16 protein-coding genes and 1 pseudogene are annotated in these 21277 nt (G+C 61.1%); 7 read left to right on the top strand and 10 right to left on the bottom strand.

Annotated features, from left to right (window positions below; genetic code table 11):
* Positions 1–75 precede the first annotated feature (75 nt).
* A complete protein-coding gene (locus P8014_RS06220) occupies positions 76–2568 on the top strand; it encodes a glycogen/starch/alpha-glucan phosphorylase (RefSeq protein ID WP_337816441.1) in 2493 nt (830 codons plus the stop codon).
* Positions 2569–2598: 30 nt separating this feature from the next.
* Here the strand turns inward: P8014_RS06220 and rho are convergent, their stop codons facing one another.
* Complete coding sequence (rho, locus tag P8014_RS06225) at positions 2599–3858, bottom strand: transcription termination factor Rho (RefSeq protein ID WP_337816442.1); 1260 nt, start codon at positions 3856–3858, stop codon at positions 2599–2601.
* Between the two features lie 190 nt (positions 3859–4048).
* Positions 4049–4375, bottom strand: a complete 327-nt coding sequence (gene trxA, locus P8014_RS06230) for a thioredoxin TrxA (protein ID WP_337816443.1) — start codon at positions 4373–4375, stop codon at positions 4049–4051.
* 341 nt (positions 4376–4716) lie between these two features.
* On the opposite strand from trxA, the gene rhlB reads away from it, so the two are divergent.
* Together rhlB and P8014_RS06240 are read left to right on the top strand one after the other, a co-directional pair.
* Complete coding sequence (gene rhlB, locus P8014_RS06235) at positions 4717–6081, top strand: ATP-dependent RNA helicase RhlB (protein ID WP_337816444.1); 1365 nt, start codon at positions 4717–4719, stop codon at positions 6079–6081.
* A 101-nt stretch (positions 6082–6182) separates the two neighbouring features.
* Complete coding sequence (locus P8014_RS06240; protein ID WP_337816445.1) at positions 6183–6326, top strand: hypothetical protein; 144 nt, start codon at positions 6183–6185, stop codon at positions 6324–6326.
* Positions 6327–6606: 280 nt separating this feature from the next.
* Here P8014_RS06240 and P8014_RS06245 read toward each other — a convergent pair whose 3' ends face one another.
* The 3 genes from P8014_RS06245 to P8014_RS06255 are packed head-to-tail and all read right to left on the bottom strand — an operon-like array spanning position 6607 to position 11205.
* Entirely contained in the window at positions 6607–7548 is a 942-nt protein-coding gene (locus tag P8014_RS06245; protein WP_337816446.1) for a DmsC/YnfH family molybdoenzyme membrane anchor subunit, read from the bottom strand.
* Between the two features lie 36 nt (positions 7549–7584).
* The gene (locus P8014_RS06250; RefSeq protein ID WP_337816447.1) at positions 7585–8280 is read right to left on the bottom strand and encodes a 4Fe-4S dicluster domain-containing protein; all 696 of its coding nucleotides are present in this window, start codon (positions 8278–8280) and stop codon (positions 7585–7587) included.
* A 24-nt stretch (positions 8281–8304) separates the two neighbouring features.
* The gene (locus tag P8014_RS06255; RefSeq protein ID WP_337816448.1) at positions 8305–11205 is read right to left on the bottom strand and encodes a molybdopterin oxidoreductase family protein; all 2901 of its coding nucleotides are present in this window, start codon (positions 11203–11205) and stop codon (positions 8305–8307) included.
* A 204-nt stretch (positions 11206–11409) separates the two neighbouring features.
* Here P8014_RS06255 and moaA point away from each other — a divergent pair, with 204 nt between their 5' ends.
* Positions 11410–12390 (top strand): GTP 3',8-cyclase MoaA, encoded by a 981-nt coding sequence (gene moaA / locus P8014_RS06260; protein WP_337816449.1) that lies wholly within the window; start codon positions 11410–11412, stop codon positions 12388–12390.
* Between the two features lie 147 nt (positions 12391–12537).
* Here moaA and P8014_RS06265 read toward each other — a convergent pair whose 3' ends face one another.
* Both P8014_RS06265 and P8014_RS06270 read right to left on the bottom strand, forming a co-directional pair.
* Positions 12538–13179 (bottom strand): LysE family translocator, encoded by a 642-nt coding sequence (locus tag P8014_RS06265; protein WP_337816450.1) that lies wholly within the window; start codon positions 13177–13179, stop codon positions 12538–12540.
* Positions 13180–13264: 85 nt separating this feature from the next.
* Positions 13265–14563, bottom strand: coding sequence for a BamA/TamA family outer membrane protein (locus P8014_RS06270; RefSeq protein ID WP_337816451.1), 1299 nt, complete (start codon positions 14561–14563; stop codon positions 13265–13267).
* 316 nt (positions 14564–14879) lie between these two features.
* Here P8014_RS06270 and P8014_RS06275 point away from each other — a divergent pair, with 316 nt between their 5' ends.
* From P8014_RS06275 to P8014_RS06285, 3 genes are all read left to right on the top strand, one after another.
* Positions 14880–15827 carry a complex I NDUFA9 subunit family protein gene (locus P8014_RS06275; RefSeq protein WP_337816452.1) on the top strand — a complete coding sequence of 316 codons (948 nt, stop codon included), beginning with the start codon at positions 14880–14882 and terminating at the stop codon, positions 15825–15827.
* Position 15828: 1 nt separating this feature from the next.
* Positions 15829–17088, top strand: a complete 1260-nt coding sequence (locus P8014_RS06280) for a multifunctional CCA addition/repair protein (RefSeq protein WP_337816453.1) — start codon at positions 15829–15831, stop codon at positions 17086–17088.
* A gap of 430 nt (positions 17089–17518) precedes the next feature.
* Positions 17519–18556: a GSU2403 family nucleotidyltransferase fold protein gene (locus tag P8014_RS06285; RefSeq protein ID WP_337816454.1), complete on the top strand. Its 1038-nt coding sequence runs from the start codon at positions 17519–17521 to the stop codon at positions 18554–18556.
* A 296-nt stretch (positions 18557–18852) separates the two neighbouring features.
* Here the strand turns inward: P8014_RS06285 and P8014_RS06290 are convergent, their stop codons facing one another.
* The 3 genes and pseudogenes from P8014_RS06290 to P8014_RS06300 form a co-directional block, all read right to left on the bottom strand.
* Complete coding sequence (locus P8014_RS06290; protein WP_337816455.1) at positions 18853–20226, bottom strand: MFS transporter; 1374 nt, start codon at positions 20224–20226, stop codon at positions 18853–18855.
* 3 nt (positions 20227–20229) lie between these two features.
* Positions 20230–20511, bottom strand: a complete 282-nt coding sequence (locus P8014_RS06295) for a hypothetical protein (protein ID WP_337816456.1) — start codon at positions 20509–20511, stop codon at positions 20230–20232.
* A gap of 325 nt (positions 20512–20836) precedes the next feature.
* Positions 20837–21274 (bottom strand): annotated as a pseudogene (locus P8014_RS06300) (IS5/IS1182 family transposase); the annotation flags it as partial.
* Between the last annotated feature and the right edge of the window lie 3 nt (positions 21275–21277).

The following is a 21277-nucleotide window of genomic DNA, read 5'->3' on the forward strand; positions in this document are numbered from 1 at the left end:
CGAAGTACCGATGTTACACCCCGCTGGCATGCGGATTGCGTACCGAATGACCACATCAGCGCTGGAGCTCGCACCATGGACATGGACTCAAAGACTTGCGATTTGCCGCTGGGGATGGACAAGGAGGGACTCAAGCTCTCCATCTGCAGCCGCCTGCTGCACGAACTCGGCACCGACCCGGAACACGCCACGGCGCGTGACTGGCTCAATGCCATCGCCATGGCCACACGCGAACGCATGCTCGAACGCTGGATGCTGACGCGCCGGCACTACACCGAAACAGGCTCCAAGCGGGTGTTCTATCTGTCGATGGAATTCCTCATCGGGCGCCTGCTGATCAATGCGCTGATGAACATGGGCATTTACGACGTCACACGCGATGCCCTGGCCGACTTCGGCGTCGACCTCGCGGAAATCGCCGAGCTGGAACCCGATGCGGCGCTCGGCAACGGCGGCCTCGGCCGTCTGGCCGCCTGCATCCTCGACTCCATGGCGACCCTCTGCCTGCCGGGTTACGGCTACGGCATCCGCTACGACTACGGCATGTTCCGCCAGGTGATCGAAAACGGCGTGCAGGTCGAACACCCCGACGCTTGGCTGCGCTATGGCAACCCCTGGGAGATTCCACGGCCTGAGCACAGCTACGTCGTACGTTTCAACGGATACCTGATCAGTCACACCGCCCCCGACGGCGCCCCGCGCCACCACTGGGAAGGCGGCGACAGCGTACTCGCACTGGCCTACGACATTCCCGTCGCCGGCTATGGTGCCAAAGTCGGCGGCGGCAACGTCAACGACCTACGCCTGTGGTCGGCCAGGGCATCGCGCGAGTTCGAACTCGGCTCCTTCAACGAGGGCGACTACATGGGCGCGGTCGAACAGAAAATCCTGTCCGAGAACATCTCCCGCGTACTCTATCCCAACGACTCCAGCCAGGCCGGTCGTGAACTGCGTCTGAAACAGGAGTATTTCTTCGTCTCGGCATCGCTGCAGGACATTCTCGCCTACCATCTGCAGCGCGGCTACGACATCCGCCAGCTACACGTACAGACCGCCATTCAGCTCAACGACACGCATCCCGCCATCGCCGTGGCCGAACTGATGCGCCTGCTGGTCGACAAGCACGCCCTGAGCTGGAAGGAGGCCTGGGAAATCACCGTAGGCACCTTCGGCTACACCAACCACACGCTGATGCCGGAAGCGCTGGAGACCTGGCCGGTCGAACTGATGACGCGCGTATTGCCGCGGCACATGCAGATCATCTACGACATCAATCATGCGCTCCTGACCGACGTACGCCACCGCTTCCCGGGCGACAACGACCTGCTGGCGAGCGTTTCGCTGATCGGCGAGGACGGCGAGCGCCGCGTGCGCATGGCCAATCTGGCCGTGGTCGGCAGCCACCGCGTCAACGGCGTGGCCGAGCTGCACAGCAGCCTGCTCAAGGACACGCTGTTCGCCGACTTCTATCGCATCATGCCGGGACGTTTCATCAACGTGACCAACGGCATCACCCCGCGTCTGTGGCTGCATCAGGCGAACCCGAGGCTGGCCGGCCTGATCAGCGAACATATCGGCATCGACTGGATACACGACCTCTCGGACATCCGGCGCCTGCAGAACTTCGCCGAGGACGCCGGTTGCCGGGAAGAATTCCGCACGGTCAAGCTCGCCAACAAGCACGCGCTGTCGGATTACATCCGCCACACGCTGGACATTGCCGTCGATCCGCATGCGCTGTTCGACGTACAGATCAAGCGCATCCACGAGTACAAGCGGCAGCTGCTCAACCTGCTGCACGTCGTCACGCTCTACAATCGCATACGCGACGGAATGTCCGACATGCGCGTGCCGCGCGTGGTGATCTTCGCGGGCAAGGCGGCGCCGGCCTACGTCATGGCCAAGCGCATCATCCGACTGATCAACGACGTTGCCGACGTGGTCAACAACGACCCCGCCATCGGCGACCAGCTCAAGTGCGTGTTCATCCCGAACTACGAGGTCAGCTGCGCCTCGCGGATCATCCCCGCGGCCGATCTGTCCGAACAGATATCGACGGCCGGCACCGAGGCCTCGGGCACCGGCAATATGAAACTCGCGCTCAACGGAGCGCTGACCATCGGCACCCTGGACGGCGCCAACGTGGAAATCCGCGAGGAGGTAGGCGAGGAGAACATCTTCATCTTCGGCCTGCGTACGGACGGCGTCTCGCAGCTACGCGCCGAAGGTTACCGGCCGAGGTACTACTACGAGTCCAATCCCGAACTCAAACGCGCGCTGGACATGATCGACAGCGACTTCTTCGCTCCCGACGACCCGCACCGGCATGAAGCGATCGTACGCAATCTGCTGAACGTGGATCATTTCCTCGTGCTTGCCGACTACGCTGCCTATATCGCGGCACAGGAGGAGGTCGACCGTCTCTACCACGAACCGGAGAGCTGGACGCATAAGGCGATGCTCAATACCGCCCGCATGGGAAAGTTTTCGATCGACCGTACGGTCAGCGAATACGCCTCGCAAGTCTGGGGAGCCAATCCCTACTGCATCGTTCCCAGCGCATCGTAAACGCGGAGGGAACGAGCGTCGTAAAGCGCCTCAGGAGCGCTTCATCGCATCGAAGAACTCGTTGTTGGTCTTGGTCTGCTGCAGACGGCCAAGCAGGAATTCCATCGCCTCGAGGTCATCCATAGCATGCAGGAACTTGCGCAGGATCCAGAGCTTCTGAAGCTCTTCCGGATCGGTGAGCAGTTCCTCGCGGCGGGTACCTGAACGGTTGATGTTGATCGCGGGATAAACCCGCTTCTCGGCGATGCGGCGGTCGAGGTGGACCTCCATGTTGCCGGTACCCTTGAATTCCTCGTAGATGACTTCATCCATCTTCGAACCGGTGTCGATCAGGGCGGTGGCGAGGATGGTCAGCGAACCGCCCTCCTCCAGATTGCGCGCGGCACCGAAAAAACGCTTCGGCCGGTGCAGGGCATTGGCGTCGACACCGCCGGTGAGCACCTTGCCGGATGAAGGCACCACGGTGTTGTAGGCGCGCGCCAGGCGGGTGATCGAGTCGAGCAGGATCACCACGTCGCGCTTGTGCTCGACCAGGCGCTTGGCCTTCTCGATCACCATCTCGGCAACCTGCACGTGGCGCGCGGCCGGCTCGTCGAAGGTCGAAGCGATCACTTCGCCGCGCACCATGCGCGACATCTCGGTCACTTCCTCAGGGCGCTCGTCGATGAGCAGCACGATGAGATAGCAGTCGGGATAGTTGGCAGCGATACTCTGTGCGATGTTCTGCAGCATCATGGTCTTGCCCGCCTTGGGCGGGGAAACAATCAGGCCGCGCTGGCCCTTGCCAAACGGCGACACGATGTCGATGACGCGGGCGGTGATGTCCTCGGTGCTGCCGTTGCCAAGCTCCATTCGCATGCGAGACTGCGCGTGCAGCGGCGTCAGGTTCTCGAACAACACCTTGTTCTTGGCGTTCTCCGGCGGCTCGAAGTTGATGTTGTCGACCTTGAGCAGGGCGAAATAGCGCTCACCCTCCTTGGGCGGACGGATCTTGCCGGAAATCGTATCGCCGGTGCGCAGATTGAAGCGCCGGATCTGACTGGGCGAAACGTAGATATCGTCCGGCCCGGCGAGATAGGAACTGTCCCCTCCGCGCAAGAAACCGAAACCGTCCTGCAGAATCTCTAGCACACCGTCGCCGTAGATGTCCTCGCCGCTTTTCGCATGCGCCTTGAGGATGGCGAAAATAATGTCCTGTTTGCGGGCTCGCGCCATGCCCTCGAGTTTCATGTTGCGCGCGATTTCGACCAGCTCGGCAGCCGGCTTAAGTTTCAGTTCGGTCAGATTCATGGGTATTCAGAAGGAGGGGTTGTCTGATTTTAAGAATTACGTAAACCGCAGCCCATGACAGGCGGGTTCTACGAAAGGGAGAAGAGATGCTCGAATGCGGTCCAGGATTGTTTACGGACCTTCAACTCCCGGAAATTTACCACGCCTATACAAAGGCGTCTAGCCCCGCACGGGGCTGGACGCCTTGTTTTCAGATATTCTGGTCGATGAAGGCGGTCAATTGCGACTTGGACACCGCTCCGACCTTGGTCGCCTCGACACTGCCGCCTTTGAACAGCATCAGCGTCGGAATGCCTCGAATGCCGTATTTCGGTGGAGTGCCGGGATTGTCGTCGATGTTGAGCTTCGCGATCTTGAGCCTGCCCTCGTACTCATCGGCGATCTCGTCGAGCACCGGCGCAATCATCTTGCACGGGCCGCACCATTCCGCCCAATAGTCGACCAGCACAGGCTGCTCGGACTGCAGGACCTCCGCCTCGAACTCGCTATCGGATACATGGACAATCTTGTCGCTCACTTTAGCCTCCGGGAACACATACTTGGCAAGGCGGCAGGTTATGGCTATGGTGCAGACTTCTGCGGCCGCCGTGTGCCCTAATATAATAGGGGTCAGGCGATTGTGGGGCTATTGCGCGCACCATTTCAACCCTAGCGCGAACAACCCCACGCCCCCATACCGGCCCAAACGACACCGCCAGCGGCCCTCGTTCGTTCCGAGCCATACCGCCAGCGGCAGGCGCGCTTGGCGCGATCAAGCCAAGTAAAAACGCGCATTGTTGCGGCAGCGCATCAGCGCCTTGCCCATACGACACAGGCGGTTGCACGAAAACTGCCATCACGCAGGACTTTGACATCCGCATGAGCGACACACATCTTTCAGACGTCCATTTCGATCATTTCGAGCTGGCCGAAACCATACTCACAGGCATTGGCGACTGCGGATTCTCTCAGGCCACGCCGGTGCAGGCAGCAACGCTGCCCATCGCCCTGGCCGGGCACGACGTCGCCGGGCAGGCCCAGACCGGCACCGGCAAAACCGCCGCCTTTCTCATCGTCATCTTCAACCATCTCCTACGCCATCCGCCCGCCGCCGAACGGCGCGCGAATCAGCCGCGCGCAGTGGTTCTCGCGCCGACGCGCGAACTGGCCATCCAGATTCACAAGGATGCCGTCGCCCTCGGCTCGCATACCGGACTCATCCTCGGCCTAGTCTACGGCGGCGTGGACTACGAGAAACAGCGGCAGCAGCTCGCCGACGGCGTCGACGTGCTGATCGGCACTCCCGGGCGCATCATCGACTACTTCAAGCAACATGTCTTCGATCTGCGCGCCACGCAGGTCATGGTGCTCGACGAAGCCGACCGCATGTTCGACCTCGGCTTCATCAAGGACATCCGCTTCCTGCTGCGGCGCATGCCGGCACCGGAAAAGCGTCTGTCCATGCTGTTCTCCGCCACGCTGTCCTATCGCGTCATGGAGCTGGCCTACGAACACATGAACAATCCGCAGCGTGTGCAGATCGAGCCGGATCAGGTCACCGCCGAGCGCGTGCGCGAACAGGTGTTCTTCCCCGCCAATGCCGACAAGATCCCGTTGCTGCTCGGCATCCTGCGGAAGGAACAGCCCGAGCGAAGCATCGTGTTCAGCAACACCAAGCGCGGCACCGAACTCGTCGCCGGTTATCTGGAGGGCAACGGATACACGGTTGCCCTGCTGTCCGGCGACGTGCCGCAAAAGAAACGCCAGAGCCTGCTCAAGGCTTTCGAAAACGGCGAATGCACGGTCATGGTCGCCACCGACGTCGCCGCCCGCGGCCTGCACATCCCGGACGTCACGCACGTCTTCAATTTCGACCTGCCACAGTCGGCAGAGGACTACGTGCACCGCATCGGGCGTACCGCCCGCGCCGGCGCCAAAGGCGACGCGGTAAGCTTCGCCTGCGAGGACACGGCGTTCTACCTGCCGGAAATCGAGGAGTACATCGGCCACAAACTGCCTGTCGAAGGCGTCGACGCCGAACTGCTGGTCAAGCCAGAACCGCCGGTCCGCCAGGAACGCGCGCCGCGCCACCCGACGCGTGGCGGCAAGCCTCGCCTGCACGGCGACAAGGCCGCCCCGCAGGCGTCTTCTGCGCCGGCATCTTCGGAAGGCGGTGAAGGTCAGGCCAACAAGCGCCGGCGGCGTCGGCGGCGGCCGCGCAGCACGCCGCAGCCGGAGAGCTGAAGCGGCACTTGGCGTGCCGCGCTGAGCAACGCATTCTTCTGGCGGCTAGGGTTCTTTTCGGGTGCGCGTCAGAGGCACTTGCGTGACTGCAGGCGACCATTATGTTGGCCTGGGTGATTGGTGTCGGGCGCAATCCGGGATATATGGTTTCTGTTGGCGATGCGGTGAAACCTTTTCCTGTTTTTGGCGCTGAGGCCGGTTTCGGGCGCGAATCAGCGTTTCCAGTATTACCCCTCCTTGGGTGAGGCGCAGAGATGCGCCGAACAAATCGGCTCGGGCGCGTCACCAATTCGGAGCGAATCCCCAGGCATCGAATCGCGCCCGAAACCAGCCCTACCGCCCAGAAAAATGCGAACTTCACCGCACTGCCAAGCGAACTCACAAACTTGGAATCGCATCAGAACGGCCAAACATGATGTAGATGAAGCCCCTCCGAAACACCTCATCTCAGTCACAGCCCAGAAACTGACCTCGGTACCCAAAGGACGACGGACGCTCGAAGCGTCCGTCAATTCCATCCTAGGCTCAGGTATTCTGCGCCCCGTGATACAAGTTGACCACGTGTCGCGCCTCCGCGAAGAACAGCCAGCGTTCGACGCCCTTGCCGATCAGCGAGGAAATCACCGCCAGCACCGCCAGCGCGGTGGGCTGAGGCATTACCATGGCCCAGCCGATCAGGCCCAACGGCAGGATGAAACCGAAACTGAACACCATCGAACGCAGTAAACGGCGCTGACTGGGATCGACCTCGTAGCCGAACTCCTCGGTCAGAAAGGTGCCGGCAGTGTGCCCGGTGTCGAGCAGACGCACGGCGGCCCGGGTGAAGCCGGTCGCGGTCTTGATGGTCGGACCGGAAACCTTGTTGATCCAGAAATAGTAGATACCCTTCATCACGCCGGTGGCTACCAGCGCGGTACCGGCGACACCACCAATCAGATTGAGATCGACGCCAAAACCTGCGGCGATGGCAAAATAAAACAGGCTGCCCAGAGTCAGGCCCATCAACAGGTAGTTGGCTGGCACCATCGGCGTATTCCACTGCCGGATGGTCTTCAGGCATGCGTAGATCATGCCGGTGGAGAACACAGTGATGAAGCCCAGCACGATACCGATTGCGCCCATCAGGGCGAAGAAGCCAGGCACCTCGGCGCCGTAGAAGAACACTCCGACCAGGTATAGGAAGGCGAAAGGGAAGAACAACACCGCGAACACCGCCTCACGCGACAGCCAGGAAGTACGGAAGCGGGAAAACGATCGCCAAGCGTTTTTCGGGTTGGCCAGATGCCCAGTAGACGAGAGCAGGCCGGCGATGATCAGTACGAAAGCCGTAACCAGCATGGTGAGCAGTTCGGAGCGGTCAAGCGCCGGGCCGAGACGAAAGACCTGCAGCAGCGAAGTCAGCGAGTACAGGCCGAAACCCGCGCCGGAAACGACGGTGAAGAAGATGACGGAAAGTGCCGGATGCATGGTGCGATATCCTCGACAGTGAGCGAAGCGCGCGCCTCAGCGCGCCACCGCCTTGTTGACCCATTCCTTGACCTTGCCGGCCAAACCCGGACGACGCACATCGTCGGTCGGGATCGGCGTGCTCAGGCGCGGCGGCAGGTAGCGGTTGGTCGGGTTGTAACCAACCTCAGGCATGAGCTGACGACCATCGCGCTCGCGTACCAGACGGCTGACCTCGGAATCCGGATCGTCGAAGTCGCCGAAGAAGCGCGCATGCGCCGGGCAGGTGATCACGCAGGCCGGCTGGCGATCGATCTCAGCCAGACTTTCGTCGTAGATGCGGTCGATGCACAGGGTGCACTTCTTCATCGTGCCCGATTCGCGATCCAGTTCGCGGGCGCCATAGGGGCAGGCCCAGGAACAGTAGTTACAGCCCATGCACTTGGTCTGATCGACCAGCACCACGCCGTCTTCCTTGCGCTTGTAGGAAGCGCCGGTGGGACAGACCGTGACGCAGTCGGCGTCCTCGCAATGCATGCACGACATTGGAAAGTTGATGGTCTTGTTGTTGGGGTAATCGCCCACCTCGTAGTGGCGGATGCGATTGAACCACACGCCGCTGGGATCCTCGCCGTAGGGGCGATAGTCCGTCAGCGGGCCGGTGGTACCCGAGGTGTTCCACTGCTTACAGGCCACCGCACAGGCGTGACAGCCCACGCAGGTGTCCAGATCGATTACGAGACCGAGTCGCATCGTTGATAGCCTCCTGAGAATCCTTTACTTCTCGCCGCGCGTCAGCACGTCCATGATGTCGCGTTCCAGGTTGACCGCTTGATGTGCCTGGTAGCGCAGCACATCGGGCGACTCGGGCACGTTCGGCAAGCGTTTGATGGTATCGAAGGTCGGCCAAGTACCCTCTTCGCCCGGCGCCGCTGGCGTGATCTTCACGCGCAGGTCGTACCAGGCGGCCTGACCGGTCACCGGATCGGAATTGGTGATGTTGTCGACAGCATCGCCCTTGCGCGGCAGCAGCTCACGGATCAGGTGGTTCATCAGGAAGCCCTTGGTAGCCTCGTTGGCCTCGGGCTTGAGCCCCCATGCGCCGGACTGCTTGCCGATGGCATTCCAGGTCCACACGGTATTGCTCTCGACGCCCTCCATGAGCTTGACCTGCACGCGAATCTTGCCGTTGTGCGATTCGACCCACACCCAGGACTTGTCCTCGATGCCCATCTCGGTCGCCTGCTGGCGATTCATGAACAGGTAGTTCTGCGCCATGATCTGACGCAGCCAGGCATTCTGCGAATCCCACGAGTGGTACATGAACATGGGCCGCTGGTTGACGGCATAGAACGGGTACTCGTTCTCGTCGATGCGGCACTGCTCCAGCGGCGTGTAGTGCTCCGGCAGCGGCGAGAAGTACTTGACCAGGCGCTCCTTGTGTTCGGGCTTGCTCGGCTGGGGGCCGTCGTACAGGCCCTGGCCAGCGAGGCGGAACTTCTGCAGCGTCTCGGAATACAGCTCGATGACGATCGGATCGGTGGAGCCGGCCCAGCCGGCATGCTTGGCCAGCTCGAGGTAGTCCTTGTTGGCGAAGCGGTAGTAGCGCGTGTGCTCCGGCAAGTGGTAGGAGAAGAACGACTGGTTCTCGATATAGCGGTCCCACTGCTTAGGATTGGGCTTGCCGCGCAGATGGACTTCGTTGCCTTCGTCGTCCAGGCGCCAGCCGGACAGGAAGCCAATACCCGGCTCCTTCTCGAAGTTGATGATGAAGTCCTTGTAGTCCTTGAACTTGCGCGAACCGTCCTCGTTGGTGAAGGCCGGGAACTTGAGCCGCGAGGCCAGTTCGATCTGCACTTCCTGCCAGGCCATGACGTCGCGCTTGGGCTCGAGCACCGGCTGGCGGATCGAGTCGGCGGCCACGTCGGGCTCGGAGATCGGGCGGTCGAGCATCGAGATGGTGTCGTAACGCTCGAGATAGGTGGTATCCGGGATCACCAGGTCGGCGAAATTGACCATCTCCGAGTGATAGGCGTCGCTCACCACCAGGAAGGGGATCTTGTATTCCCCGTTCTCGTCCTTGGAGCGCAGCATGTCCTGCACGTCCTTGGTGTTCATGGTGGAATTCCACGCCATGTTCGCCATGAAGAGCATCAGCGTGTCGATCGGGTAGGGATCACCCTTCACGGCATTGGTGATGACCATATGCATCAGGCCGTGGTTGGAGATCGGCGCATCCCAGGAAAACGCCTTGTCGATGCGCAGCGGATTGCCGTCCGCATCGATGACGAGGTCTTCGGGTGCCTTCGGGAAACCCAGCGGCGGGCTCTTGAGCGGCGTGTTCGGCGCCATCTCCTTGGCCGGCTTGATGGACGGCGGGATGTGCTTGGGATACGGCGGCTTGGCCAGGTGACCGCCGGGGCAGTCGATCGAGCCCAGCAGCACCTGCACCAGATGAAGTGCGCGGCAGGCCTGGAAGCCGTTGGAATGCGCGGAAATACCGCGCATGGCATGCATGGATACCGGACGGCCGATGAACTTGTCGTGCTTGCGGCCGGCCCAGTCGGTCCACTCCGTCTCGACCTCGATGGTCTCCTTGAAGGCGACATGCGCCATCTCCAGCGCCAAGCGCTCGATGGTCTCGGCCGGAATGCCGGTCACCTTCTCGGCGTTCTCCGGCGAATACTCGTCGGAGAGGTACTTCTCCGCCATCATCGCCATGACCGTACGCACCGGGCGGCCGTCGGGACCCTTGCCTTCCCAGAACAGCGCCGGCGTGATCTCGGCCTGCATCGCGTCGACGAAAGCCTCCTTTTCCATGTCCCAGGCCATCGGCTTGCCTTCGGCATCGCGCACGAACAGGCCGTCGCCCTTCTCGCCGGGGGTATTGATCACCAGCCAGGGCGTGTTGGTGTAGCGCACCAGGAAGTCCCAGTCGAACTGCTCATGCTTGAGCAGCACATGGGCCATGGACAGGGCGAACATCGCATCGGTGCCGGGGCGGATCGCGATCCACTCGTCGGCGATGGCCTGGTAGCCGGTGCGCACCGGATTGACGCCGACGAACTTGGCGCCGCGGCGCTTGAGCTTTTCGAGGCCTATCTTGATCGGGTTCGAGGCATGATCTTCGGCCACGCCCCACATCATGAAGTACTTGGTACGGTCCCAGTCCGGATCGCCGAATTCCCAGAACGCATGGCCCATGGTGTAGAGGCCGCCGGCCGCCATGTTCACCGAGCAGAAACCGCCGTGCGCCGCCCAGTTGATGGTGCCGAACTGCGTCGCCCACATGCCGGTCAGCGCCTGCATCTGGTCACGGCCGGTGAAGTAGGCCAGCTTCTTGGGGTCTGTCTCGCGGATCTTCTGCAGGCGCTCGGTGAGGATATCGAGCGCGCGCTCCATCGAGATTTCCTCGAATTCGCCGCTGCCGCGCTCCGAGCCCTGCTTGCGCAGCAGCGGCGAGCGCAGCTTGGCCGGCGAATTCTGCTTCATGATGCCCGCGTTGCCCTTGGCACAGAGCACACCCTTGTTGATCGGGTGGTTGCGATTGCCCTGAATAAAGCGGACTTCATTGTCCTCGACCGTGACCTTGATGCCGCAGCGACAGGCACACATGTAACAGGTCGTGTATTTGATTTCCTGTTTCGCGTGGTTTTCGAATTCGGGCAAAGCGCTCATGCTACACCTCTAGAGGCAGGTATCCGATGCTAAGACGGCAAAGTGTGCTCTCCCTGCATGGCGGACTCAAAGTAGAGTTTTTTATTTCGCGATAATTTCAATCAATCAAAGCCAAAAAAATCTTATCGCCAGATCGGGAAGCGCTATACCTTAGCTAGCTGCTTGGGATTAACCCGCATTCGACCGAAGCGTATACTCCGACGCATGAACGCACTCATCGACCCTTTCGGCCGCCGCATCGAATATGTCCGCCTATCGGTGACGGACCGCTGCGATCTGCGCTGCGATTACTGCATGCCCAAAGGCTTCCGGGACTTCCAGGAACCGGACGACTGGCTGCGCTTCGACGAAATCGAACGCGTGATCGGCGCCTTCGCACGCCTCGGCGTCAGCCGCGTACGACTCACCGGCGGCGAACCGTTGGTGCGCCGCGACCTACCCGAGCTTGCCGCCCGGCTGGCGCGCTTGCCGGGCGTCGACGACCTGTCCCTGTCGACCAACGCAACCCGCCTGAACAAACACGCCCAGGCTCTGCGCGAGGCCGGCGTGAGCCGGCTCAATGTCAGCCTGGACACGCTGCGCGCCGAGCGCTTCAAGCAGATTACTGGCGGCAAACTCGAAAAGGTGCTCGCCGGGCTGATGGCAGCAAAGGCAGCCGGATTCGCGCCGGTCAAGATCAACATGGTGGTCATGCGCGGCGTCAACGACGACGAAGTGGAGGACATGGTCGCGTTCTGCCTCGAACACGACTTCACGCTGCGCTTCATCGAAACCATGCCCATGGGCAAAACCGGCCGCAGCGCCAGTTCCCGCTATCTCGACCTGCAGACCGTGCGCGCCCGCCTGGGCGAGCGCTACGAACTCCTGCCCGGCGTCATGCCCGGGGGCGGACCCGCGCGTTACGTGCAGGTGGCCGGCACGCCGCTGCGCATCGGCTTCATCACACCGATATCGCAGCACTTCTGCGAAACCTGCAACCGTGTGCGCCTGTCCGTGGACGGCACGCTCTACATGTGTCTGGGCCAGGAAGAGCGCTTCGAACTGCGCCCGCTGCTGCGCGCGGGCGCCAGCGACGCGGAACTCGAAGCTGCCGTGCGCGAAGCCATTACGCTCAAGCCCGAGCGCCACGAATTCCGCGAAGAGCCCGGCAAGATAGTGCGCTTCATGTCGATGACCGGCGGTTAACAGACTATCTGTTGCCTACTCATGCGGCACGATAGGGCATCAGAATCAGCCTCAAAATGCTCATTTATGATTTGTAAACTGCACTGTCTCGACTAATCTTTCCTTCTCTCGCACTCGCCTGAGCGACAACGAAAGCCTGTTAAACATCTAGGCCTGCCGCCGCCCGCCCTCGAACGCCAGCCGCGCCGCCAAGGCGGTGAGCACCCCGCCCATCAGCCAGCGCTGCACGGTCAGCCAGACCGGCCGCGCGGCCAGGAATGCCGCGACGCTGCCCGCCATGATCACGATGGCCGCATTGACGGTCAGGCTGATCACGATCTGCTCGAAACCCAGCACCAGCGACTGCATCAACACACTGCCGGCGTGCGGATCGATGAACTGCGGCAGCAGCGAGAGATACAGCACCGCGATCTTGGGATTCAGGACACTGGTGAGGAAGCCCATCAGAAACAGCTTGCGATTACTGTCCGCCGGCAGGACCCTGACCTGGAACGGAGAACGCCCGCCCGGCTTGATTGCCTGCCAGGCCAGATACAGCAGGTAGGCGGCGCCGGCGAAACGCAGCGTGTCATACGCGAACGGCACCGTCAGCAGCAGCGCCGTGATGCCGAAGGCGGCGCAAAGCATGTAGAACAGGAATCCCAGCGCCACGCCGCCCAGCGAAAACAAACCGGCCTTGCGCCCCTGGCAGATCGAGCGCGACACCAGATATACCATGTTCGGACCGGGCGTCAGCACAACGCCCAGCGCCACGGCTGCGAACGCGAGCAGACTCGTCATCTCCGGCATGGATCCTCCTCAGCGCATGGTCGGAACAAGATGAAAGACCTTGGACGTTTCGATTTTCACACAGTTCGGCAAAAACTCAAGCACCTCAGAACGTCGACTTGGTTCCGAAATAGAACTGGTAGCGGCGCTGTCCCAGGGCGTAGGCGCCGTCCACCCGCAGGTCCACATTCACCAGCCAGGAGATGTGCCAGCGTATACCGACACCCACCGACGGCTGTAGATTCCAGGGTGCGAAGTCGCGGTGCGACCAGGCATTGCCGATATCGGTAAACAAGACCCCGCGCAGACGTTTCCGGCCGAACAGCGGACGCAGATATTCTACGTTGGCCAACATGTAGACGTCGCCGGTCACCGATCCGCGCTCGTAGCCGCGCAGACTGTCCGCCCCACCCAGGGAAAAACCATCGCCTCCGGCCGCCGAGTGATTGGAGTAGCCGGTACGCAGCTGATAGTTGAGATTCGTGTTCGGCGTGGACAAGAGCATATAGCGGCGCAGATAGCCCGTCAGATTGAAATGATAGTTGTCGGCGCCGATCTGCGGACCGCCGACGCTCGCTCCGCCGCCGTATTCCAGGCCGTCGCGGTAGTCGTAGCGGCGCAAGTTCACCCGCGTGTAGCCAAGCCCCAGGGAAACGCTGACGTCCTGGCTGTTCTGTTCCAGGCCGGGCGTGCCCGATCGATAGGTATAGTACTGTCGCGAGACGCTCAAGCCGGCATCGCCGTGCCAACCGCTGTTCGGGCCGTCGCGGTTCAGCCAGCGGCTCAAGTCCAGCCCGAGCGAGCGCGTTCGCAGATCGTATTCCCCCTGCTGGTCGCCCGAGTACAGGGTCTCCTTATGCTTGGTCTCGCCGAAACTCGCCCCCAGGCCGTAGGGCGTGCCGAGCAGACGCGGGGCGGAGAATTCCACCGCCTTGCGCAACTCCGTACCGCCGCCGGCGATATCCTTCTTCTCGACGATGAACTTCAAACGCTGATTCAAACCATTCAGGTTGTCGAAGCGCAGCTCTCCGCCGAGACTGATATCGCCGTCGGTGTTGCGCCCCAGCCTGGGCAGCAGCCAGGTATAGAGTTTCTCGCGCACCGTGAAGGTCACGACGGCTCCCTCCGGGGTCTTCTCCACGCTGTCGGTCACCTTGGCAAACAACCCCAGGTTCATGATCGCCTGGCGCGACGCTTCCACCGCCGCCGGATCGAGCGGTTCGCCGACACGGATCGTGAGCTGCTGACGGAGCACCGAATCGCGTGTCACCACATTACCGGCGAATCGGATTGCCGCGATGCGCACCTCAGCCGCCTGCGCGACGGCGGCCCCCATCATGCAGGCCAGCAGCACGAGGCCCAGCGCGAGCCGCCCGGCGCGAACCGGTCCGCCAGCCGCATTCACACGATTGTCTCCGTCGCAACGCCAAACCGAACGACGGAAAGGATACCCGCTCGACTCATTGGTCTTATGTCATCCGCGGCTGGGAATCGTCTCAGCATACCCACTGCTTCGGTAGCCTAGTATCGCCCACTTCAGCCGGTATGTGTCGGCCGGCCTCTTGAATACGGCCTGTTCGGAGCTTGAGCGGGGCACCGGAGCAATACGCATTCATTGTAAACTGGGACTCTTCGTCGATTCTCGCCGAAGCCGGGCCCCACCGCCCGACACATCGAACAAGCTGCAACGGTCGTCGACGCGAACTCAAAGGAACACGGGCATGAAAATCACCACGGTCTGCGTGCTGGGCGGCACCGGCTTCGTCGGCCGCCATCTCTGCGCCCGGCTGATCCGCACGGGCTACCGCGTGCGCATTCCCGCCCGCCGCCGCGAACGCCACCGCGACCTGCTGGTGCTGCCTGGCCTCGAACTGATCGAAGCCGACGTGCACGACCCGCAAGCACTGGCGCAGACCTTCTCCGGCTCCCAGGCCGTCGTCAACCTGATCGGCATCCTCAACGAGCGCGGCCACCGCGGCCTCGGTTTCCAGCATGCGCACGTCGAGCTGGCACGCAAGGTCGTCGATGCCTGCCAGGCGAACGGCGTGCACCGCCTTCTGCACATGAGCGCACTGGGCGCCGACGCCACGGCCGACACCAGCTTCTATCTGCGCAGCAAGGCCGAGGCCGAGACCCTGGCACATACGCTCTCGGGCCCCGAACTCGCCGTCACCAGCTTCCGTCCCTCCGTCATCTTCGGCCCGGAAGACAGCTTCCTCAACCGCTTCGCCGGCCTGCTTCGCTCCGTGCCCGGCGTATTCCCCCTGGCCTGCCCCGAAGCACGCTTCCAACCGATCTATGTCGGCGACGTCGCCGACGCCTTCGTCGAAGCGCTGAACGCTCCCGAAACGCATGGCCGACGCTACGAACTGTGCGGTCCGCGCATCTACACCCTGCGCGAGCTGGTCAGTTATACCGCCCGCCTGCTCGGATTGCGGCGACTGATCCTCGGCCTGCCCGACTGGGCGGCACGGCTGCAGGCCAACGTCCTCGAATACGCTCCCGGCAAACCGTTCTCGCGTGACAACTACCGCTCCCTCCAGCGCGACAGCGTATGCACCGAAGGCACTCCAAGCTGCCCGACATCGCTGGAAGCGATCGCCCCCGCCTACCTCGGCGACGCCGAACATCAAAGCCGGATGCAGCGCCTACGCGAATCGGAGCGCTGAGATGAGCGACATGCCGCACGACCGCGACACCGCACAGCCGCCGCCGTCCACCTATCTGGTCGGCGGCGCGGTGCGCGACCGCCTGCTCGGCCTGCCCGTCACGGAACGCGACTGGGTCGTCGTCGGCAGCACGCCCGAGGAAATGCGCGCACGCGGCTTTCGCCCCGTCGGCAAGGACTTCCCCGTGTTCCTGCACCCGCAGACCAACGAGGAATACGCGCTCGCCCGCACCGAGCGCAAAACCGCGCCCGGCTACCACGGCTTCGCCTTCCACACCGCGCCCGACGTAAGCCTCGAAGACGACCTGCGCCGCCGCGACCTAACCGTCAACGCCATGGCCGAAGCCGCCGACGGCACGCTCATCGACCCTTACGGCGGGCAAGCCGACCTTGATCAACGCCTACTTCGCCACGTCTCCCCCTCGTTCGCCGAGGACCCGGTACGCATCCTGCGCGTGGCGCGCTTCGCCGCACGCCTGACGCCGCTCGGCTTCCGCGTCGCCGACGAGACCCTGACGCTGATGCGCAACATGGTCGAGGCGGGCGAAGTCGACGCGCTGGTTCCCGAGCGCGTATGGCAGGAACTGGTGCGGGCACTGGCCGGCCCCGCGCCGCGCACGTTCATCGAGACATTGCGCGCCTGCGGCGCGCTGGCCCGCCTGATTCCCGAACTCGACCGCCTGTGGGGCGTACCCCAGGTCGCCAAGTACCACCCGGAAATCGACACCGGCGACCACGTCATGCGCGTGCTCGACCAGGCCACCCGCCTCTCCCCGGAGCCCAGCATCCGTTTCGCCGCGCTGCTGCACGATCTCGGCAAGGGCACCACCCCGACCGACCTGCTGCCCAGCCACCATGGGCACGAAGCACGCAGCGAGAAGCTCGTGCTCGAAGTCTGCGCGCGTTTCAAGGCACCCAACGAATTCCGCGACCTGGCGCGCCTGGTCGCGCGCGAACACGGCAACATCCATCGCGCGCTGGAGCTGCGCCCTGCCACCGTCCTCAAGCTGCTGGAGGGCACCGACGCCTTCCGCCGCCCGGAACGCTTCGCCGCCGCGCTGGTCGCCTGCACGGCCGATGCACGCGGACGCCTCGGCCACGAGGAAGACGCCTACCCGCAGGCTGAATACCTGCAACGCGCCCTGCAGTCGGCGCGCGAAGTGGAGGTGCAACCACTGCTTGAGCGCGGGTTGAAGGGCAAGGCGCTGGCGGAAGCGTTACGGCGCGAACGGGTAGGAGCGATTGCGAAGCTGAAGGGCTAGGCTGCCTATTACTCAGGCATCCGGATTTTGCCTGTACCTGGCTGGCCATTAATGCGCCTGCCTGCGGGACTTCAAGCGCTCGATTTCCGATCCAATGGCAAAAACCGCTAGCGGCCGGCGTGGAATGACGGATATCTGTTGAGCCACTCTTCCGCTGTCGCCCCCAAGCCGCCACTCGCGAGAATAATTTGCAATGTCCCTTGTCGGGGTAGAACCCGGCGCCCTGCGGTTGGGAAAGGCTCGATGAAACCGCATGCCTCGAACACGTTACCAGGTGGGATGCAGGCGACCGTCTAGTAGATGTGCCGGTGGAACCGCTGTAGATCCCAATCTCACCTGCCCGCCTCAAATTATACTCACAAAAATGAAAATTTGAGTATAAACGCTCAAGTGCAGCTATACTCACGAATTCGCAAACGTGAGTATAAAGATGATCGAACGACAATCATTCCGCAACCAAACGCTTTACGCCGATCTCCTGCAGGAAGCCGTTGCCGACACCTTGCCGGCTGGCGTCGGAATGAGCTTCACGCATAAGACGATCAATGATCGCAGGTATTGGTATCTCAGCGTTGCAATCGGCAAGCGCAGAATCCAGACGTATCTTGGTCCGGACAGCGATGAATTGCAGGAACAGATCAAGCTACACCGGGAGAAATGGTCTCAAGCAGAGAAACCTCTGCGAGCAAGAGCACTTCTCGTAGCACATCTGATCAAGTCGGGCGCCACACCAACGCCGCCAGGCGTTACGTCGATCCTCTCGTTGCTCGCGGACGGAGGAGTCTTCCTCGCCGGTGGCGTCGTAATCGGATCCATTGCATTCGCGGCATATGCGAACATGCTTGGAGTGCAATGGACCCACGGTTCCATGCAAACCCAGGATATCGACACAGCTACGGATCATGTAGCCGTTGCGGTACAACCTGATGGCATCCTCCTGGAGGAAGTGTTAGCCAAATCAGATTTGAAATTCACCCCGATTCCAGCGCTAACGCCAGAGGCTCCCAACACCGGTTTTTCAAGCGGACCCGGCGGGATCCACGTGGACGTGCTGACTCCGATGCGAGGTAAAGAATCTAGCCGCCCTATTTTTTTAAAGCGATTAGGAGTCCATGCAGAACCCCTGCGCTTCCTCGACTATCTTCTTGAGGACAATCAGCAGTGCGTGCTCTTGGCAAGATCAGGCATCCTGGTGCATGTTCCCAGTCCCGCTAGATATGCCTTACACAAACTTGTGGTAGCCGAACGGCGCCCGACAACATGGGCCACCAAAGCACGCAAGGATATTGATCAAGCCGCACAGATTATCCAGGTGTTGGCCGAGGATAGGCCAGGGGACCTGATCTCGGCACTTGAGGCGGCAAAAAATTATCATAAGAAGTTCTACCAGACCCTCGAAAAGGGAATGGAGCGGCTTCCCAGCCTTCAGAACATTTCGCTATCAGAGCTTATGGAATTGGTGAGTTAGCAGGCTGTTGTTGTCGCTCAGGCGAGTGCGAGAGAAGGAAGAATCGGTCGAAAAATCCTTCCGGAAAGTATTTTCGCGGTAGCCGCGCAGCGGGCAGGCATAAGGACGTGCCTGCCAAAAAGCGCAGTTTACAGAGTGCAAATGAGCACAAGAGCCCGATTCTGACGCGCTATCGCGCCGCATGAGCGACAACAACAGCCTGTTGAACGACATGGCGGCGATGTTGTTGTGAAATACCTATCAGGACTCTTCCTGATGTGGCTGACGGGGCGTCTGGCCCCGGACTTCAAGATGATTCAGCGCTCTTCTGGCGACTTTGGGAGTTGCTTCGATGGAAAAGCGAAGAGCCACAGATAAAGAGCGGAGCCGACGAAAGACAAAATGAGCCACGACGCATGCCGCAAAGAAAGGCTCGACGAGTATCCGCTAATCAAGAATGTGCCGAAAATCGCGACGCCAAGCGCGGCCCCGACTTGCCGACTCGCATTCTGGATACTGGCGGTGACCCCGGTCTGCCGGGGCTCTACGCTGCTCATCAGCACGACGGTTGTCGCAGGGGTGATCGCGCCGGCAGCCAAGCCGATCACGGGAAAGGCCACAGCGAGGCTGAAATAGTCAGTCCCGGCTCCTAATCCCTGTATGTAGAAGAAGCCGGCGCCGTAAAGAAGAAGACAGAACAGCACCGTGTTCCGCTCGCCAAGCCACGCGATGGTTCGGCTTGCCATAAGGCTGCCGACACCTACAGCGATTGTTAGAGGGAGCAAGGCGAAGCCGGTTTCCAACGGCGAATAGTCGAAGGAGCGCTGCAGTATCAAACTGAGCAGGAAAAAGAGACCGTAGAAAGTGAGCGCCGAAATGAATGTAACGTAGACACCCCCCAGAAAATGCCGCTTCACGAATAGTTGTGGAGGGAACATAGGGGTATGACGACTCTTTTCCACGAAGGGCAGCAGGATCCAAAACACAACCGCGGTCGTCAGGAGAGCCAGACTCCGCCATGAAACCCACCCAAAGGACGGGGCGTCTATGAGTAATACGATGGTAGATCCGACCGCCACGACAGTGATGATCAGCCCAATGAGATCGAAGGGTACGTGCGAGCTGATTTTGGCAGGCGAATCGATGCGTTGGATCAATACAAGCCCCGCCAGAATGAAGGGCAAATTGACGATGAAGACACTCCTCCAGCCGAAATAGTGGATTAACAATCCTCCAAGAAGTGGCCCTGATGCCATGGCGATTCCGCCGAATCCCGCCCATAGACCGATCGCCCGGGATCGCTCTGCGGGTTCAGGGAAACCAAGCGAAATCAGTGCGAGTGAATTGGGTACAAGAAGTGCGGCACCAACGCCTTGTATCGCACGAAACGCGATGAGAGCACTGATGGAGGGCGCCAGGCCGCACAGCAGAGAACCCAGACCGAAGAGCGTTAAACCAATGGAATAACTGCGGCGAGGACTGTATCGGTCACCGAGATACCCTCCAAACAGAAGCAGACTACCGAAGACCAGGGTATAGGCACTAATGATCCATTGGAGGCTGCCAATTTCGCTGGGGAATGCACGTGAAAGCGCTTCAAGCGCGACATTAACGATTGAGATATCGAGAATGACGATCACATAACTGGGTAGTGTTGCGAGCAGGATTCCGGTTTGAGTCTTTTGCTTCATCGTCTAACTTCCAACCTTGCCGTTTGAAGCGATATAGAGGGCCTCGATTTCGGAAATGCGGGCCTCTAGTAAGTTCTCGGTTTCGCGCCAAGCCGGCAATTCCGCTGGCAGCCGCTTATGCCATGCGATGATTGCCCGGTAATTGTCACCGCCGGTAAAATTGCCCCCCTGGGCGAAGAATGATCGTATTGCCGAGCGTCCGCGCAATATTCCTGAATGGACCCCTGCGTTGGCAAACAGGACCAGCGGACTTTCCAAAACCGCGTCGTTGCTGTAAAGCGACATGAGCCTATCTAAATCGCGGGAAATGACCGCATCATGCCAATCGCGAAAAATTCGCTCGTTGTCGGATATCGCTGCTTTGCTGTACGTTCTTCCATCACTGTCTCCGGGTGTTAATCGTACCGACGGTTGTGTGAACTACTTGGAATTTTACGGGCGCCGAGATTACAGCCATTGCGGTGAGACTCTACCGATATCCTGGCGCTAGTAGTTCGTCTGTGAGACGAAATATGGCGACATGGCGATTCGAATTTTTTGGCTGAACCCAAGATGGGTTCTTGATGATCAGGCCGTGGCGATAGGTATGTGGATTCGTCCTAGGGCCTGTTCACACGAGAGTATCGACGATGCGTGCGAAGTGGATGAAGAAGGTGAAAACGACGTCGAGCTTGTCGAACCGCGAGAAAATGCGTCGGAAGCCTTTGAGTCGTCGGAATAACCGCTCGACTTCTTTGCGTTTTTTGTAGAGCTCGAGATCGTATTCCCAGGGCGTGAGGCGATTTCGTTTGGGTGGCACCACGGGTTGCACACCAAGCTCAAGGGCGAGTTGGCAGGTCTCGTCGCCCTCATCGGCCCAGCCCATGATGACCGAGGCTTCTTCCCAGCTGCAGTGTTCCAGGCTTTTGAGCAGCTTTCTGTCTTCAGGTGCATCCCCAGCCTGTCCGGGCGATAGCCGAAACGCTACAGCTCGATCGGCTCCGGCGGCAACCAAGTGAATCTTGGTCGTCCATCCGGCTCGGGACTTGACGATAGATTTAGGACCGTGCCC

Origin of the sequence: Acidihalobacter sp., assembly GCF_037381185.1 — a bacterium.
Lineage (GTDB): Bacteria > Pseudomonadota > Gammaproteobacteria > DSM-5130 > Acidihalobacteraceae > Acidihalobacter_A.